The following is a 17,688-nucleotide window of genomic DNA, read 5'->3' as shown; positions in this document are numbered from 1 at the left end:
GGCTTTTATTTTTTTAGATAATTTTAGAATGAACCTTCATCAGGTCGGTTTTCCTGCTGATCGTCTTTCTTGGTTTTCTTAAAGTTGAAAGTACTTTTTCCGAAACGGTAAGAGAAAGTCAAGTTTCCCATTGTGCCTTGCATGCGGCGGGCAAAATCAACATTTGTGTAATTGTCATCGGTTGTCATGCTCCATTTACGAGTATTAAAAATATCTCTCACATTAAAGCTAAGCGAAGCCTTTTTATTAGGGAAATCGTATTTAGCGCCACCATCAATGCCATACATTGCATTACGTTTACCTTGAGCCATAACTTCTGCCGCTCTGTAATCGCCACGCATTTGTAACGATACATTTTTAACAACCGTTAGGTTTCCTGTTACGTTTGCATTCCAGCTAAAACCACTATTACTAGGGATATTGTATCTATCATCACCTGCAAACTTACTTTGGTATAAGTTAACGTTTGTGGTAAAGTTTAAGGTTTTAATTAAATCGAAACGACCTATTAATTCTAAACCGCTATTAATTTGGTGACTTAAGTTTTGCGGTGTTGTAGTAATAATGCCATTAACAGGAATGCTTCTTACCCTTTGAATAACATCATTTGTTTGGCGGAAATATAAGCTTGATGTTAAGGTTACCTTTTTCCAATATTTACTGTAACCTAATTCAAATGAATGTACATCTTCAGGTAATAAATTCGGATTACCAGCTCTGTAATTTAAACGGTCAGAAACATCTAAAAATGGGTTTGTATCCCAAGGGCGTGGACGATTTACACGACGTGTATAACTCAATTGTACTTGCTGATCTCCTTTTAATTTTTGCGTTAAAAATACACTTGGATATAATCTTTTATATTCAATTTTACCATCAGAACCGGTTAAAATATTACCCGTAAAGCCATTCAAATGCGTATTTAATTGAGCATCTTCAGCTCTTAAACCAACTTGATAACCAAAATCCTTAATTTGATTTTGATAATTTAAGTACAGCGCATGCACCTGATCTTTGCTGCTAAAATCATTAATCAATTTATTATTTGGATCGTAAACACCTGTTGTTAAAACTGAATCGGCATATTGATTATTGTCGCTTAAACGAATTTGACTGCGATATCCAGCTTCCACCTTGCCTGCTTTTCCAACAGGTAAACTATAATCAAGTTGGATATTGTAGTTGGTGTTATTTCCATTATTGGTTGTACGTTGTAAACTCTGACGTAAATCTACAGGCGTACCATTTAAATTTGTTACGTTGCTGTTGTAGGTTTGAAAGTTATCATTATCACCATGTGAATAACCAAAATTAAAGGTTAGTTCCTCTTTCGGTTTTTTAAACTTCTGATTAAAATCAAGATTTAAATCGTAGCTATTTCCACTGCCATTATTTTTATTGGTAGTGTAGCTGTTTAAAACAGTGTTTCTTGATGACGATAATTGCTGAATGTCTGTAAGCTCGTCGCGATCATTCTCACGGGAGTTATAACTACCAGATAAACTGATTACACTTTTCTGAGTTAAATAATAATCCAAACCAGCCTTAGCATTGTGTCCTTTGTCTAAAGAAGAAGAGGTTGTATTTTGATTTGCAAATACAGTGGTATTAGTGGGTTGTTTGTAAAAAATATCCTGATAGCCGCCACCAATACGATTGCCATAACGATAACTATAATTTCCATAAAGATTTACCTTACTATTTTGGAAACTTAAGTTAGTATTTGCGTTGTAATTATCGCGGTTACCAGCCGTTACAGCAGCGGAGCCATTAAAACCAAGCTTCGTATTTTTCTTTAACACAATGTTGATGATGCCAGACTGACCTTCTGCATCGTATTTAGCAGATGGATTGGTAATTACCTCAACACTTTCTATTGAGCTTGCAGGGATAGATTGAAGAATTTGAGCCACATTACCGCCTGCAATTAATGATGGTTTACCATCAATTAAAACTTTTACGCCGGTTGATCCTCTTAAGCTTACATTTCCATCAATATCTGTAGAAACTGAAGGAACGTTTTGCAATAAATCTCCTGCAGAACCACCCTCACTTACCAAACTCTGGTCTACAGAAAATACCTTTTTATCGATCCCCATTTGCATTGGTGCCTTTTGCGCTGTAACAGTAACCTCGCTTAATACATTTCCTTTTGAAGCATTCATTTTAATATCGCCAAAATTTAATGTACCGCTGCTAGCTGTAATTACCACGTTATCTCTAACCATAGTTTGATAACCAACGTAGCTAATTTTAAAAGTAAAAGTTCCGGCAGGAATATCTGCCATTACAAAAGCACCGTTAATATCGGTTTGAGCAACTTTTACGTTGGCTTTTGTTGTTTTGTTTATTAGTACTGCCGAAGCAAATGGAATAGTTTCCTGCGTTTGGGCATCTTTTAATGTTCCGGTAATTTTTGCTTTTCCACCAGTTTGGGCAAACAAGCTAAATGATATGAAAAAAAGTAAAAGGGATATTTTAGTCGTTTTTGATTGAAGTATTCTCATTAAATATTAAAAATTTGCGTGTTTTTGTAAAGGGAGACAAAGTAACGGCATGGAAGTTTAAAAAAATAGCCGTAACTATTTTATTACAGCTATTTTAGCGTAATATTTTTGTGGGTTTATAGAAAGGGTATAAATAATGATATCCACCTTAAAAACCAGTTCAATAGCTACTAGTTTAAGTGAATGAATAATGACACAATTTTGCCAATATGATCTATTTGTAAATGTTACTTTTGCCTTATCATGAGTGAAAAAATTTTAATTGTTGATGATTTGCATCCCGCTTTTAAAGAGCAGGCCATTGCCATGGGCTATCAGGTAGATGATGAGCCATTAATTACCAGACAACAAACTTTAGATAAAATAAAGGATTACGTGGGTATAGCTGTTAGAACAAAATTTAGAATTGACGCCGAAATTTTTAATGCAGCGCCAAATTTAAAGTTTGTTGCCCGTGCTGGTGCTGGTTTGGATAATATTGATGATAAAATTGCTTTTGAACGCAATATACAACTCATTAATGCGCCTGAAGGTAATTGTGATGCCGTTGGTGAGCATGCCATTGGTTTGCTTTTATCTTTAATGAATAATTTTCGCAAGGCAGATATTGAAATACGAAATGGAATTTGGGATAGAGAAGGAAGCCGCGGTTACGAACTTAAAGGCAAAAAAGTAGGTATTATTGGTTATGGCTTTATGGGGCAAAGCTTTGCTAAAAAACTGGCAGGCTTTGAAGTTGATGTAATGGCTTATGATAAATATAAAACTGGTTTTAGTGATGCTTTTGCCCGTGAGGTAAGCATGGAGGAAATTGTGAAACACAGTGATATTTTAAGTTTGCACATTCCGTTAACCACAGAAACTAAACAAATGGTTACCGATGAATATTTCTTTCATTTTAAAAAGCCAATTTTCTTTATTAATACTGCAAGGGGAGAAATTGTGAATACTACAGCGGTGCTTAATAACCTTAAATCAGGAAAAATATTAGGCGCAGGCTTAGATGTTTTGGAGGCCGAAAAATTTCCAGCGCTTGGTGAGCAAAGCTGGTATAATGATTTAAAAACAAATGATAAAGTAATTTTAACCCCTCATGTTGGTGGCTGGACATTTGATTCTTACCGCAAAATTTCTGAGGTATTAGCAGAGAAGTTGAAAAATATATAACAATTAAGCGTCATTCTGAACTCGTTTCAGAATCTTTCCGTTAGAACTAAAAGGTCCGAAAGATATTTCGGACCTTTTAAATGTGGGGTTGGTGTTTTATTTACAATATTTATCAATACGAGATTTTGCGTAATCTGCACCAAGCTCCAATGCTTTTTTCCAGTTTTCGCAAGCACCATTATTATCTTTTAGATTTAATTTTGTATTGCCAAGATTAAAATACACGCTTTGCTTGTCTTCTAGTTCTAAGTTTCCAAACTTTAATACTCTCTCATAATCAGCAATTGCTCCTTGATAATCCCTATTCTCGTCTTTTAATGCACCTCTGTTAATAAGTGCACTAGCAAAATCTGGTGCTATTTCTATTGCCTTGTTGTAGTCTTCCTGTGCTGCTTTCCACAGGTAGAGTTCGTTTCTCACAATTGCTCTTGAATAGTATGCATTAACCTCTTTAGGATTAATAGCAATAGTTAACGACCAGTTGAATATCGAGCCACTTAAATCTCCCCGGTTATAACATTCAAGCCCTTTGTCAAAATAATAATCTTCTTTTGATTCATCTAATTCTAGAAATTTTTGATTTTTATGATCAAACAGCCCACCATAAGCTTCAAGTTTTGAGTCGAATTCGTATCCTCTTTTGTACATATCTAAACACCAACACAGCAGATTATCTGCTGTTACAGGAATTTCGTTAGTTTCCCCATTCAATTCCCAAATTTTACCATTCTTTTTAACTTTTGTAATTGAATAGGGATAATGTGTTTTTATAAAATCACCTAATTTTAGCAGATTTTCTTTTTTGTCAGAAACAAACGTGAAATCCATTTTGCTTAAGCAGTTGTCTTTAAGTCCACTTTTGGACATTCTACTAAAAGCGGCTCCTGATATTGCCATCTCATCACCCAAATGTTTTTTAAAATTATCCGTAGTAATAAAAGTATTTTCAATTTTCTGTTGTCCCAAAGCGATTAATGTAGTTAATAATAAAAATAGCGTTAATATTTTATGTTTCATTTTTAAGCATTAAATACGAATATAAACTTTGCTATCTAATATTAACGTATTTGAAATAGCCTACTAATCTTTCCTTAAAAATCTACCATCAAATTAATCTTAATTTCTTAAATTGGCTATACATTCTAACTCATTATATCATGCCGAAAGATCATTTATACAAAACCACAGTAACCTGGACGGGCAATAAAGGTTCGGGTACAATGGATTACCGTTCATACGACCGCGATTACGTTATTTCTGTTAATGGCAAAGCCGATATTTCAGGTTCATCAGATTCTGCCTTTTTAGGCGATAAATCAAAACATAATCCTGAAGATTTATTATTGGCATCAATATCGAGCTGCCACATGCTTTGGTATTTACACCTATGCTCAAAAAATGAAATTGTGGTTATTGATTATAAAGATGATGCCGCAGGCGTAATGGAAGAATTGGCAGATGGGAGTGGAAAGTTTAAAGAAGTTACCTTGCACCCACAGGTTTTAATCGCTGATAAGGCACATTTAGAGCTGGCTAATTCATTACATCAGGAGGCAAATAAAATGTGTTTTATTGCTAATTCGCTTAATTTTCCGGTAAAGCACGAAGCAACCTCTAAGGCAGAAAACAGTTAATAGCTTCTGTAAACAGTTTCAAATACTATAAATAACAATTGGCGGTGTTCTATATTGAAAACCGCCAACTGTATCTTAATTTTTAAACTCGTAAATATTATCTTTTGGGGTAGCATCCATAAAAATACCTCCATCAATGGCTATACTTTTCATCGCTTTGCCGTTATTTTTAACAATTACTGTAGCCGCTTTAGGATTGTTTTTCCATATAGCTGGGGTGTAATGAATTCTATCAACCTTGCCATCTTGATAAGTAATAACCAAATCAAAAGGAATAGCAAAACCGCCAACATTTTCTACCGTAGTAGGTGAGTTTGCCATTTTCTTTATCCTATAATTTAATTTCAAATCAATATAGTTATTAGTGAAAAACCAGTTATTAAAAAACCAGTCTAAGTTTTGACCAGAACCACTGTTCATGGAGTTAAAATAATCCCATGGAATTGGATGTTTACCATTCCAGTTGTCCATATAAGTATGTAATGCTTTTTTAAACAAATCATCGCCAAGCATATCTTTTAATGCTAAGTAAGATAAAGATGCCTTACCATATGAGTTATTGCCGTAACCTGCACCCGAAACCTGATCAGACATTGAAATTATTGGTTGGTCTTCTTCTGTAGATTTATCGTTAATATATTGGTTAACTCTAAATGATTTATAAAATTTATCAGCAGATTCTTTGCCGTGCTCGGCAATGCCAATTAAATATTCAAAAGTTGTAGCCCAACCTTCGTCCATATAAGCATAACGAGTTTCATTTATGCCCATGTAAAAAGGGAAATAAGTGTGTGCAACTTCATGATCCTGTACCAATTGTGCAAAAACAGGATCGCCAAAGTTAGAATCATTTACCATCATTGGGTATTCCATATCTGCAAAGCCCTGAAAAGCTGTCATTTTAGAAAACGGATAAGGAACACCAGGCCAGTTGTTTGAAAACCAGGCTAAAGCAAAAACATTATATTTAACGGAGTTGATAAAATCTTTGCCTGTTGCGCCATTGTATGCTGCCTGAGCACTTGCCCTTCGGTTGGTTTTTGGATCAACAACAACGCTCGCCGCATCCCATAAATAATGATTACTTAAAGCGAAACATACATCAGTAATGTGGTTGGCAGAAAATTTCCAGGTATTCCAATCGTTTTGTAAAGTAACCTTTCCATCCTTTAATTCTTGCTCGTTTGCAATGTGGATTACTTCTTCCCCTAGATAAGATTTTTTTAATCGGGCAGAAATTTCTGGTTGTAACACTTCATCCGGGTTTAAGAAATCGCCTGTAGCATAAACAACATAGTTTTTTGGTGCCTTAACAGAAAAAACATAATCATTAAAATCGTTGTAAAACTCAGCCCTATCCGTATGCGGAATTCTATCCCATCCATTATAATCATCGTAAACAGAAATACGAGGATAGCTATATGCTACATAAAAAGAATTTGGGTCTATTTGTCCTTCTCTGCCACTTTCTTTAGATAAAGGATAATCCCAATCTATTTTAACGGTAATTTTAGTGCCCGGAAGCAAAGGTTTTTTTAGTTTAACATTACCCACCGTTCCCCAGTTTTTGCTATCTACTTTATATACTTCGCCATCTACAGAAAAGGCTTGTATATTTAATCCAGTGCTTAAAAAGTCTTCGCTTACACTACCATTTCGTGGCGAAGTTGGCTTATGCAAATTGTTAACAAAGCGGATGGCTAAATTTTTTAACGTGTCTTTACTATTGTTGCTGTATATAATCTCTTCCTTACCTGTTACAACTTTTGTTTCGGCATCAACGGTTAAATCCATGTTGTATTTACCATGATTTTGCCAATAATTTTTGCCAGGTTTCCCGTCATAAGATCGGGTGCCTTTATCGTACGCAGCCTTAATATTTCTTGGCATATAAAGGGATTGCGCAAAGATGCTTCCGCTGGCTAAAAACAGAATCATCGATACAGAGAATAACTTCTTCATGATTTTTTTTGAATAATTTAAAGCTAAGCTAAATAAAATTGATCGAATGTTTTAAACTCTTGGCTTAAAGTTATTGCACTATCTTAATTCATAAACCTGATATAAGTGGAAAGCCCACAGCATAGCGAGGACTTGCAACGTTAGCAGGAACACATTTTTTAAAAAATTACTGACCATGCTTTTCTAAATACTAAATTAACAATAACCATTAGAAAATTAACGGTGGTGGCTTTTAGCTCAAAGCAGCCCCGCCCTTTGCTAAATCCCGATAGAAAAAATCGGGGATACCGCTTTTGGTCTGGTTTATTTAACAAAGGCAGCAATAAATTTGTCAAATCAAGGGCACAAACATTGTATCTAAACAGGATTGAAACGGCATCCCGATTTTTTCCATCGGGATATAGAGGAAAGCCTGACTTCAATTGCCATGCACACCGAAGCGTTCATTTCCAAATTATAATGCTTAGCAAAAAGCATTAGCTACTTAACGAAAATAAACAGCTGCTAGTCGTTAATTACGCTCCTCAACTTTTTCACTTGCCACTTTCTTAAATACAATTAGAAATTAACTTAAGGCTAATAGCTATTAATTAAATACTAATAGTATATAATTTGATACTCTGCGGTATTAAGTAGATACTATTAGTAACTGCTTAAATACTATTAATCTATATTTTGATACTATTAGTATATATTTTGATACTATTAGTGATTAATTATAGACTAATAGTATCAAAATTGAGGTAAAAAGTTAAATCTTATCTGTTGTTACCCTTGCGGTTGATGTTATAACCAATCGCATATAATCACATTATAATACATTACTTAAATCCGCCGCCGCTACCGCAAGCATCCCGCTTGTGGTAGTCAGGTAGTAACACATGCTACAATATATTTAATTAATGAGCCATAATTACAAGTACCCAGGCTTTAGTATAAGGACACAAGCGAGAGGTTTATTTAACAAAGGTTGACCATTAGAAAATTATCGGTGGTGGCTTTTAGCTCAAAGCAGTCCCGCCCTTTGCTAAATCCCGATGAAGAATCGGGGATACCGCTTTTGGTCGGGTTTATTTAATAAAAGTTAATGGGCCTTTCCAAGTGTTCTTTAAAAAGGAAGAACTCATCTTTTTTAATATAAATCTTATTCGTTTAGTATTAATGAGGTCAAAATCTATTGCTTTTTATAGTTTAGAAGTAGATAAACCTAAAAACATGATTATTTATTTGCTTTTGTAATTTGAGCATTTTATCTTCGTTATAATTGAAGCAAGACTATGTAGGCCTAAAGCCGATGTAGTCTTGTTTGTTTTTTATAGGATTACATAAAAATTAATTGAGCAATGACAGAGGTAACATACTATACCCAAGAGGGTTTAGATAAACTAAGAGAGGAAGTACATTATTTAACTACCACCGGCCGTCAGCTAATATCTAAAGCAATTGCTGAGGCGAGAGATAAAGGTGATTTATCTGAGAATGCAGAATATGATGCTGCTAAGGAAGCGCAGGGTTTGCACGAAGCTAAAATTTCTAAACTAAAAAATACGCTTGCAAATGCACGCTTAATTGATGAATCTAAGTTGGATACTTCAAAAGTACTTGCATTATCTATAGTTAAAATTAAAAACGTTAAAAACGGCGCTACCATGACTTATCAATTGGTTGCCGAAACTGAAGCTGATTTAAAAACAGGAAAAATTTCAGTAAAATCTCCAATTGCACAAGGTTTATTAGGTAAATCTGTTGGTGAGTTTGCCGAAATTGAAGTGCCTGCAGGTAAAATGCAGTTTGAAGTTTTAGAGATTTCAAGATAATAAGGTAAAAGGCGGAGGGTTTAGTAACCAATTATTGCTCTCCGCTATTTATAAACCTTTTTCTTTAACCTTATATCCTCATAACACAATGACAATATTTTCGAAAATTGTTGCCGGAGAAATTAGCGCACATGTTGTTGCCGAAACCGTAGAATATTTAGCCTTTTTAGATGTACAGCCCTTAACAGCCGGACATGTATTGGTGATTCCGAAAGTTGAAAGAGATTATATTTTCGATATGGAAGAGGATTTATACGTTGGCCTTTGGATGTTTGCGCAAATTGTAGCGAAAGGATTAAAAGTTGCCTTTCCTTGTAAAAAGGTTGGTGTTTCTGTTATAGGTTTAGAAGTTCCTCATGCACATATTCACTTAATCCCGATGAATAATGTAAGCGATATGAACTTTAGTAAGGAAAAACTTAATCCAACACAAGAAGAATTAGCAGAAGCCGCTACAAAAATTAGAGAGGCTTTACTCGCCGTTTAGTTTTTAATGTGTGGATGCTGCTCTGGTAAAGGAACAAAATCCGTTTCGCCAGGTACAGGTTTAAATGATTGCTCAAGCCATTTAGTTTTGGCTTTTTCAATTAGCGCTCTATCGGAAGAAACAAAATTCCAATAAATAAAACGTTCTTCAGGAAAAGGTTCTCCTCCAAAAATATAAACCGTTGTATTTTCGTGCATTTCAAAAGAGCAAAGTTTGGCGTCTTTGGCAATTAAAATTTGTTTAGGTTCATAAACGTGGCCCTCACTTTCTATTGCACCCTCCAAAATGTATAAGGCACTTTCTCCATATAAATCACTACCAATATTTATAGTTTGTTTGCTTTTACTTTTTAGTTCCAAAAAATATAATGGACTATAAACCGGAACAGGAGATTTTTTTCCGAAAGCTTCGCCAGCAATTAGTTTAAAGTCAACACCATTTTGTTGCCACGATGGAATATCAGTTTCATCGGCATGAAAAAATGCAGGTTCCATTTGTTCTAAATCTTTAGGCAAAGCCACCCAAATTTGTAAACCATGGAGCATTTTATCCGTATGACGCAAATATTCTGGGGTTCTTTCTGAGTGTACAATACCACTTCCGGATGTCATCCAGTTTACTTGCCCGGGCTTAATAACTACGTTTGTACCTAGGCTATCTTTATGGGTTATTTCTCCTTCAAAAAGAAATGTTAACGTTGATAAACCTATATGTGGATGCGGAGGAACATCAAGATTTTGGTGATCTTTTAAAGCTGCTGGCCCCATATGATCGATAAAAGAAAATGGCCCAACCATTCTTTTTTCTCTGAAAGGTAACAATCTGCCAACCATAAAATTGCCAATATTGGCTGGTCTTTCTTCTATAATGAGCTTGATGTTTGACATAACTTTGCTTAATAATTTGATAACGTAATTTAAGTAAATCTTCCTGGTTACCGAAAATTGAGTGATAAAAAAAGGCATCCCTTTCAGGATGCCCTTCATTATTTTAGAATTATACCAGTTGAGCTAAATACTCTTTACTAAAGCCTTTCAACTCGTCGGTACGATTATTTTTAATTTTTTCAACCCAGTGAGAATCTGCCAAAAGTGGTCTTCCAACAGCAACTAAATCAAAATCACCTCTATCCATTCTGCGCACCAGTTCATCTAATGAGCTAGGTTGAGAGCTTTGTCCGGCAAAAGCGCCGAAGAAATCGCCATCCAAGCCAACAGAACCAACGGTAATAGTTGCTTTTCCAGTTACTTTTTTAGCCCATCCGGCGAAGTTTAAATCAGAACCTTCAAATTCTGGCTCCCAGAAACGGCGTTGCGAACAATGGAAAATATCAATTCCGGCATCAGCCAAAGGCGTTAACCACTGCTCTAATTCTTGCTCCGTTTTTGCTAATTTAAAATCATAAGCAGCAGGTTTAAACTGAGAAAGACGAATAATTAACGCAAAATCATCGCCAACTCTTTTACGTACTTCTTTTATTACTTCAACAGCAAAACGGGTACGCTCAGCTAAAGTTTTACCACCATAAATATCCGTACGGTTATTTGTGCCATCCCAAAAAAACTGATCAATTAAATATTGGTGTGCACCATGAATCTCAGCAGTATCAAAACCTAATGCTTTTGCATCTGCAGCAGCCTGACCAAAAGCTGCAATAGTATCTGCAATGGCAGAATCTGTCATGGCTACGCCGTTTTCTAATCCTGGTTTATTAAAGCTAGAAGGCCCTTCAAATGGAGCACTTGGTAACCAGCCCGAAGCGTGATTTTCCATAATGCCCTGGTGCCAAAGCTGTGGTCCCATTTGCCCGCCGGCGCTATGTACATTGGTAATTACATTTTTCCAACCAGCTAAAGCCTCGGTTCCATAAAAGTGTGGAATATTAGGATCTGCAGAAGACGATGGTCGGTCTATTACAGTACCTTCTGATAGGATTAAACCTACTTCACCTTCGGCTCTTTTGCGGTAATAAGTGGCAACAGCATCAGTAGGAATCCCATTTGGAGAAAATGATCTCGTCATTGGAGCCATAACAATGCGATTTTTAATATTTAGAGATTTAAGGCTAAATGGCCTGAATAAACTATCTGTGTTCATATATGTATTAAAATTTATAATTCTGAATTAATCATTTGACTAAGCTTTTCAAAAGCTTCTTCATTTCTTTTATAATAAGTCCATTGGCCCACACGGGTGGCAACAAGCAAATTAGCACGCAATAAAATGGAGAGGTATTCAGAAATGGTACTTTGAGTTAAGCCACTTTTTAATTGGATTTGACCAACGCAAACACCTTCTTTTTCAAAACAGGCATGCTCTTGTGCAGGGAAATTTTCTGCAGGATTTTTTAACCAGTTTAAAATTTGCAAACGAGCTTTGTTGGATAGTGCCTTAAAAATTTCTACTTGTTCCATGGTACAAATGTATATCGACTTTTCCCGATATGCCAATTAATTATTAAAAATTTACAATTTGGTGTATAACTTAATAAACCGTTTTAGTCTTTTTAAATCGAATAAATGATTGTTAAAAATGTTAGGATTTAAATTAAACTATTTCTTACATTCGTTTAATCATTCTAACCAAATGCATACCTATAAATCATTAACTGACAACGAACTCTTTATTCTTTTACAAGGTGGGGATAAGTGTGCCTTCGAAGAAATATACGAAAGGTTTAATGGTTTGCTATATATTTATGCTTGTAAAATGGTTGCTGATCGGGAAGATGCACGTGATATTGTACAGGAAATTTTTATTTATTTGTGGAGCAATCCTAACATTAAAATTAAATCTGAGCTTTCCTCGTATTTATATACAGCCGTTCGTTATAAAATTTTTGATTGGCTTGATCGAAATAAAACAAAATCCAATTATTTAACTTCTTTACAGGCATTTGCCAATGAGGGCAGTTGCGAAACGGATAATTATATAAGAGAAAAAGAATTTGCATCAATTATTGAAAAGGAAATCAGTTTGCTACCTGCAAAAATGCGATTGATTTTTGAAATGAGCCGGCAACAACACCTTACTCAAAAGGAAATTGCTGAAATTCTTCATCTTTCTGATAAAACAGTTAAAAAACAAATGAGTAATGCGTTAAAGGTTTTGAGATTAAAGCTCACTTCGTTTTTATTGCTAACGATTATTCTTTTACTAAGCTAACTCCACTTTTTTTAAAAAGAAGTAGTACAGCGTTGCATAACGGTTTTGCTTGTTTCTTGCCGCAGAAACACGGATCCGCACGGAATATTTTATCTATGATTTTTCGTTTAGAAACAATAAATAAAAAATATTTTCATTTCATCTACTACTTCGACCTTACTTAACCTACATGTTTAATATTAGCCAAATATATTATCAAGATGGAAGAGTCAGAAGTTGCAAAACTTTTAGAAAAATACAACGCAGGAAATTGTACTGAGCAAGAAAAAGCTTTGGTAGAATCCTGGCACTTAGCAGAACTTTCTAGTAAAAAATCTGATTTAACAGAAAGAGATTTATTGGGCGCTAAAAGCCAAATGTGGGAGTTTATTCAGGAAGAAACAACTGTTAAAGAGAAAACTAAGTACGTTTCTTTCTTTAAAATAGCAGCGGCGGCGGTTGTTTTATTCTTTATTGGCTTTGTTATTTATTTTCAAGTTAATAAACATACACCAAATCTTCAACAGGTAAAAAATCAGGTTAAAGAAATTACTCCAGGAGGTAATAAAGCTACTTTAACATTGGCCGATGGTTCTAAAATTTCACTTACTGACGCAACAAATGGTGTAATTGCGCAACAAGCGGGCATCAGCATTACAAAAACAAATAAAGGCGAGCTAATTTATACTATTGCTTCTGCAACAGAAAAGGAAAACAAAAATCTTTATAACACCATCGAAACCCCTAGAGGTGGTCAATACCAGGTTAACTTACCCGATGGTACAAAAGTTTGGCTCAATGCAGAATCTAAATTGAAATATCCGACTGCTTTTGATCAAAAAGATAGGGTTGTGGAGCTTAAAGGCGAGGCTTATTTCGAGGTAGCCAAACGAATGGATAAATCTGGCGGTAGAATTCCATTTAAAGTAATTACAGAAATAGGAAATGGGCGGAACCAGGAGGTTGATGTTTTAGGAACGCATTTCAACATTAATGCTTACGTTAATGAGCCAAGTAATAAAACTACGCTGGTAGAAGGAAGTGTGAGAATTGTAAACCTGCAATCTAAAAATGCCAATCTGTTAAAGCCTGGGCAGCAATCAATTATTCAGGCATCATCTCCTTCAATTTTTATTAAGGATGTGGATGCAGAGGAAGCTGTAAGCTGGATTGATGGCGTGTTTAGCTTTAACGAAGAGAATTTAGAAACGATTATGAATAAAATTTCGCGATGGTACGATGTTGAGATCGACTATCGTGGTAACCGGATTAATAAAGTTTTTGGCGGTCGTATTTCAAGATTTAACAGCGTAAACGATGTTTTGGATATGCTGGAAACTACGGGTGCCGTACATTTCAAAATAGAAGGAAGGAGGATTTTAGTTATGCCATAACCTATACTTTTCATCATCAAAAGATGATTTTTTAGGATTTAGCTAAACTAAAAAACCGAAAGCGCGGCAACGCTTCCGGTTATAATTAGGGCTTTATTCTAATCGTAAAATTGTGAGATACAACTATTGTAAACCTAATAACCAAATATATGAATTTTTATACTGAATGGTTTCCCAAACCTAAGGGAAGCCTGTTTAAATTTTTGTTGATTATGAAATTGACTTTCGTCTTGCTAATCACCACTTTTCTTCAAGTTAGTTTCGGCGCAAGTGCACAAAACGTAACCTTGTCTGAAAAAAATACAACTTTGCTCAAAGTTTTCCGCAAGTTAAACAAGAGTATTGGCTATAGCTTTTTGTATGATATTGATCTTTTAAAGGAAGCTAAGCCAGTAACCATAGAGCTAAAAAACACTGATATTAAGGAAGCGCTAAGGCAAATTTTTAACGAGCAGCCCTTGGGTTATACCATAAAAAATAATACCATTATTATTCATCGTAAAGCAGCGGATGGAATGCCATTAATTTTAATGGCTTATATTGATGTGCGTGGAAAGGTAGTGGATGAAATGGGGCTACCTATGATTGGTGCCAGTGTAAAGGTAAAAGGCTCCAACCAAGGCACAATAACGGATGCTAATGGTTTATTTAGCCTTCGAGATGTGCCTGAGAACGCAACTTTAGTTGTATCCTTTATTGGTTATGAGAATAGAGAAGTTAAGGCTACCGTAGGTGCAGATTTAACAGTTAAATTAATGCCGCAGGCAGGTTTGCTGGCCGATGCGGTTGTAATTGGATACGGTACGCAAAAGAAAAGCGTAGTTACTGGGGCAATTTCGCAGGTAAAAGCTACCGATTTAGAAAACATGCCTGTAACCCGTGTAGAGCAATCTTTGCAGGGCAGAACATCAGGTGTAACCGTAACTACCAACTCAGGTCAACCTGGTGAAGGTGCACGATTAAGAATTAGAGGTACAACCACAATTGGCAACTCTGATCCCTTATTTATTGTGGATGGGGTACAGATTAATGGTGGGATAGAATACCTAAATCAATCTGATATTGAATCTATCGAAGTATTAAAGGATGCAGCTTCGGCGGCAATTTACGGTACTCGTGCAGCAAATGGTGTAATCATAGTAAGTACCAAAAAAGGTTCTAATACCGGACAAATACAGGTAAATTATAATGGATACTTGGGAACTCAGGCGCCAGCGAAAAAATTAGATCTTTTAAACGCTACTCAATACGCAACTTTATATAATGAAGCACAATTAGCTGATGGTGTAACCTCGGTTCGTTTTCCAAATCCAAGCCAATATGGTGTGGGTACAGATTGGCAGGCAGCTGTATTTAACGATCATGCCATGATTCAAAACCACGATTTAAGTATAAGCGGTGGTAATGAAAAATCTATTTATTTTGGTTCATTCAGTTATTTTGATCAGGATGGTATTGTGGCCTCTTCAAACTCTAAGTTTAAGCGTTTTACTGCACGTTTCAACTCTGAACATAAAATTACAAAAAGCATTAAATTTGGTAATACCATTGGCTACACCCGCATTAATTCAATTGGTGTAAGTACAAACTCAGAATATGGTTCTCCATTAAGCAGAGCCATTAATATGGATCCTCTTACTCCTGTTGTAGAAACTGATCCGGCTAAATACGCTGCATCAGTTTATACTCAAAACCCTGTGGTAAGAAATGCGGCAGGTTTCCCTTACGGTATTTCGCAATATGCACAATCAGAAGTTTTAAATCCTGTTGCAGCACTTCAGGTGGCACAAGGTAAAAGCTGGTCTGATAAGGTTGTTGGAAATGTTTATGTAGAGGTAGAATTTATAAAAGGTTTAAAAGCCAGAAGTACTGGTGGTGCCGATTTATCTTTCTGGGGCGATGAAAACTTCAGACCGATTTTTTATTTAAATTCCATTAATCAATCCACTCTAACAGCATATACACGTAATGCTAATAGAGGCTTATTCTGGTCGTTAGAAAATACTTTAAGCTACGATAAAACTTTTAACAAGCATGTTATAACTGCTTTGTTAGGTTACTCTGCACAAAAAAATAAGAGCGAGAATCAAGGCGGTGTAAAAGAAGGTATTCCGGTTGATAATTTAAAGGATGCTTCCTTACAGTTTCCAGTAGCCAGAGCCAATACAGATTTTTACGGAGGCGAAGGTTTATCTACGTTAAGTTCTGTTTTTGGACGTATTATTTATAATTATGATGAAAAATATTTGTTTACAGGTATTATTCGCCGTGATGGTTCCTCACAGTTCGGGCCAAATCATAAATATGGAAATTTCCCTTCAGCATCTGTTGGATGGGTGGCTTCAAGAGAAAACTTCTTCCCTAAAAACGATGTAGTTACCTTTTTAAAGTTCAGAGGATCTTATGGTGTTAATGGAAACGATAGAATGGATCCTTTCTCTTATTTAGCAACAGTAAGCGGTGGTCGTAATTATTCTTTGGGCACCGGAGCGGGCGAAAGTTTGGTAAATGGTGTTAGTCCTAACGCTTTATCTAATCCTGATTTAATTTGGGAAGAAACCTCTGCAACCGATATTGGTTTTGATGCAAACTTATTAAAAGGCGTTACTTTAACCGTTGATTGGTTTAACAAAAAAACTTACGGTATGTTGCTAAGGCAGGCTGTTCCATCTTATATTGGTAACACTGGTCCAATGGCCAATATTGCTACCTTACGCAATAAAGGTTTCGAATTTGAATTAGGTTACAACAAAAAGATTGGCGATTTTGCTTTTAAAGTTTCGGCCAATGCCACTTTCATCAAAAATAAAATCTTGTATTTAGGTGATGATAAAGATTATATCCCAAGTACGCAAACTATTACACCACAAGCACTTGAAGTAACTAGAACGGCTGTAGGTTATGCAATTGGATCGTTTTATGGTTATCAATCAGCAGGTTTATTCCAAAATCAGCAAGAAATCAATAACTATAAAAATGCTTCAGGAGGTTTAATTCAGCCAAATGCTAAACCCGGTGATATTAAGTTTTTGGATTTAAATGGTGATGGTTTAATCAGCGATGCCGATAGAACCTTTATCGGAAACTCTAATCCTGATTTTACTTATGGCTTTACTTTATCAGGATCATGGAGAAACTGGGATATTACTGTATTTGGTCAGGGCGTATCGGGTAATCAGATTTTTAATGGGATCAGACGTTTTGATTTACCAACATCAAATTACAGTACTTCTATTTTAAACAGGTGGACTGGTGAAGGTTCTTCTAATGCCATGCCAAGAGTAACCTTGCAGGATGAGAACAAAAACTATAGCAGAGTATCAAGTTTATTTTTAGAGGATGGATCGTATTTCAGATTGAAAACCCTTCAAGTTGGTTATACTTTACCAAAAGATTTGGTTAAAAAAGCAGGCTTAAACAAAGTTAGAGTTTATGCAATGAGCAATAACCTGTTTACGGTAACCAAATATTCTGGTTACGATCCGGAAATTGGAGGTGGCAGTTTCGGTGTAGATAGAGGATTCTATCCCCAGGCCAGAACCTTCTATGTAGGTTTAAATGTAGGTTTTTAATCTT

General features: G+C 35.5%; 13 protein-coding genes. 7 read left to right on the top strand and 6 right to left on the bottom strand.

All coding sequences use genetic code 11. The features are described from left to right. Positions 1 to 23 precede the first annotated feature (23 nt). A complete protein-coding gene (locus EHC72_RS10750) occupies positions 24 to 2,507 on the bottom strand; it encodes a TonB-dependent receptor domain-containing protein (RefSeq protein WP_131537695.1) in 2,484 nt (827 codons plus the stop codon). 243 nt (positions 2,508 to 2,750) lie between these two features. Between EHC72_RS10750 and EHC72_RS10745 the strand changes: the two genes are divergently transcribed. After that, on the top strand, positions 2,751 to 3,674 hold the full coding sequence (locus EHC72_RS10745; RefSeq protein ID WP_131537694.1) for an NAD(P)-dependent oxidoreductase: 924 nt from the start codon (positions 2,751 to 2,753) through the stop codon (positions 3,672 to 3,674). 96 nt (positions 3,675 to 3,770) lie between these two features. Here EHC72_RS10745 and EHC72_RS10740 read toward each other — a convergent pair whose 3' ends face one another. After that, positions 3,771 to 4,691 carry a tetratricopeptide repeat protein gene (locus tag EHC72_RS10740; RefSeq protein WP_131537693.1) on the bottom strand — a complete coding sequence of 307 codons (921 nt, stop codon included), beginning with the start codon at positions 4,689 to 4,691 and terminating at the stop codon, positions 3,771 to 3,773. Positions 4,692 to 4,831: 140 nt separating this feature from the next. Here EHC72_RS10740 and EHC72_RS10735 point away from each other — a divergent pair, with 140 nt between their 5' ends. Further along, positions 4,832 to 5,308: an OsmC family protein gene (locus tag EHC72_RS10735; protein ID WP_131537692.1), complete on the top strand. Its 477-nt coding sequence runs from the start codon at positions 4,832 to 4,834 to the stop codon at positions 5,306 to 5,308. A gap of 75 nt (positions 5,309 to 5,383) precedes the next feature. Here EHC72_RS10735 and EHC72_RS10730 read toward each other — a convergent pair whose 3' ends face one another. Beyond that, entirely contained in the window at positions 5,384 to 7,270 is a 1,887-nt protein-coding gene (locus EHC72_RS10730) for a M1 family metallopeptidase (RefSeq protein ID WP_131537691.1), read from the bottom strand. A gap of 1,343 nt (positions 7,271 to 8,613) precedes the next feature. Here EHC72_RS10730 and greA point away from each other — a divergent pair. Next, positions 8,614 to 9,087, top strand: coding sequence for a transcription elongation factor GreA (gene greA / locus EHC72_RS10725; RefSeq protein ID WP_131537690.1), 474 nt, complete (start codon positions 8,614 to 8,616; stop codon positions 9,085 to 9,087). Positions 9,088 to 9,175: 88 nt separating this feature from the next. Next, positions 9,176 to 9,574: an HIT family protein gene (locus EHC72_RS10720; protein WP_131537689.1), complete on the top strand. Its 399-nt coding sequence runs from the start codon at positions 9,176 to 9,178 to the stop codon at positions 9,572 to 9,574. On the opposite strand, the gene EHC72_RS10715 is transcribed toward EHC72_RS10720, so the two are convergent. The 3 genes from EHC72_RS10715 to EHC72_RS10705 form a co-directional block, all read right to left on the bottom strand. Beyond that, positions 9,571 to 10,461: a pirin family protein gene (locus EHC72_RS10715; protein WP_131537688.1), complete on the bottom strand. Its 891-nt coding sequence runs from the start codon at positions 10,459 to 10,461 to the stop codon at positions 9,571 to 9,573. The genes EHC72_RS10720 and EHC72_RS10715 overlap by 4 nt on opposite strands. 109 nt (positions 10,462 to 10,570) lie before the next feature. Then, the gene (locus tag EHC72_RS10710; RefSeq protein WP_131537687.1) at positions 10,571 to 11,671 is read right to left on the bottom strand and encodes an NADH:flavin oxidoreductase; all 1,101 of its coding nucleotides are present in this window, start codon (positions 11,669 to 11,671) and stop codon (positions 10,571 to 10,573) included. A 14-nt stretch (positions 11,672 to 11,685) separates the two neighbouring features. Further along, positions 11,686 to 11,988: an ArsR/SmtB family transcription factor gene (locus tag EHC72_RS10705; RefSeq protein ID WP_131537686.1), complete on the bottom strand. Its 303-nt coding sequence runs from the start codon at positions 11,986 to 11,988 to the stop codon at positions 11,686 to 11,688. A 172-nt stretch (positions 11,989 to 12,160) separates the two neighbouring features. Here EHC72_RS10705 and EHC72_RS10700 point away from each other — a divergent pair, with 172 nt between their 5' ends. From EHC72_RS10700 to EHC72_RS10690, 3 genes are all read left to right on the top strand, one after another. Then, complete coding sequence (locus tag EHC72_RS10700; protein WP_131537685.1) at positions 12,161 to 12,739, top strand: RNA polymerase sigma factor; 579 nt, start codon at positions 12,161 to 12,163, stop codon at positions 12,737 to 12,739. A gap of 200 nt (positions 12,740 to 12,939) precedes the next feature. After that, positions 12,940 to 14,112: a FecR family protein gene (locus tag EHC72_RS10695; RefSeq protein ID WP_131537684.1), complete on the top strand. Its 1,173-nt coding sequence runs from the start codon at positions 12,940 to 12,942 to the stop codon at positions 14,110 to 14,112. A 212-nt stretch (positions 14,113 to 14,324) separates the two neighbouring features. Beyond that, positions 14,325 to 17,684, top strand: a complete 3,360-nt coding sequence (locus tag EHC72_RS10690; RefSeq protein ID WP_246029421.1) for a TonB-dependent receptor — start codon at positions 14,325 to 14,327, stop codon at positions 17,682 to 17,684. Positions 17,685 to 17,688 lie beyond the last annotated feature (4 nt).

Source organism: Pedobacter nototheniae, assembly GCF_004335085.1.
GTDB lineage: Bacteria > Bacteroidota > Bacteroidia > Sphingobacteriales > Sphingobacteriaceae > Pedobacter > Pedobacter nototheniae.
This window is presented reverse-complemented; position numbering and strand designations above follow the sequence as displayed.

Excerpts from the sequence above, each read along its gene's own strand:
- EHC72_RS10750 (WP_131537695.1), bottom strand. The coding sequence starts at position 2,507 with ATGAGAATACTTCAATCAAAAACGACTAAAATATCCCTTTTACTTTTT.
- EHC72_RS10745 (WP_131537694.1), top strand. The coding sequence starts at position 2,751 with ATGAGTGAAAAAATTTTAATTGTTGATGATTTGCATCCCGCTTTTAAA.
- EHC72_RS10740 (WP_131537693.1), bottom strand. The coding sequence starts at position 4,691 with ATGAAACATAAAATATTAACGCTATTTTTATTATTAACTACATTAATC.
- EHC72_RS10735 (WP_131537692.1), top strand. The coding sequence starts at position 4,832 with ATGCCGAAAGATCATTTATACAAAACCACAGTAACCTGGACGGGCAAT.
- EHC72_RS10730 (WP_131537691.1), bottom strand. The coding sequence starts at position 7,270 with ATGAAGAAGTTATTCTCTGTATCGATGATTCTGTTTTTAGCCAGCGGA.
- greA (WP_131537690.1), top strand. The coding sequence starts at position 8,614 with ATGACAGAGGTAACATACTATACCCAAGAGGGTTTAGATAAACTAAGA.
- EHC72_RS10720 (WP_131537689.1), top strand. The coding sequence starts at position 9,176 with ATGACAATATTTTCGAAAATTGTTGCCGGAGAAATTAGCGCACATGTT.
- EHC72_RS10715 (WP_131537688.1), bottom strand. The coding sequence starts at position 10,461 with ATGTCAAACATCAAGCTCATTATAGAAGAAAGACCAGCCAATATTGGC.
- EHC72_RS10710 (WP_131537687.1), bottom strand. The coding sequence starts at position 11,671 with ATGAACACAGATAGTTTATTCAGGCCATTTAGCCTTAAATCTCTAAAT.
- EHC72_RS10705 (WP_131537686.1), bottom strand. The coding sequence starts at position 11,988 with ATGGAACAAGTAGAAATTTTTAAGGCACTATCCAACAAAGCTCGTTTG.
- EHC72_RS10700 (WP_131537685.1), top strand. The coding sequence starts at position 12,161 with ATGCATACCTATAAATCATTAACTGACAACGAACTCTTTATTCTTTTA.
- EHC72_RS10695 (WP_131537684.1), top strand. The coding sequence starts at position 12,940 with ATGGAAGAGTCAGAAGTTGCAAAACTTTTAGAAAAATACAACGCAGGA.
- EHC72_RS10690 (WP_246029421.1), top strand. The coding sequence starts at position 14,325 with ATGAAATTGACTTTCGTCTTGCTAATCACCACTTTTCTTCAAGTTAGT.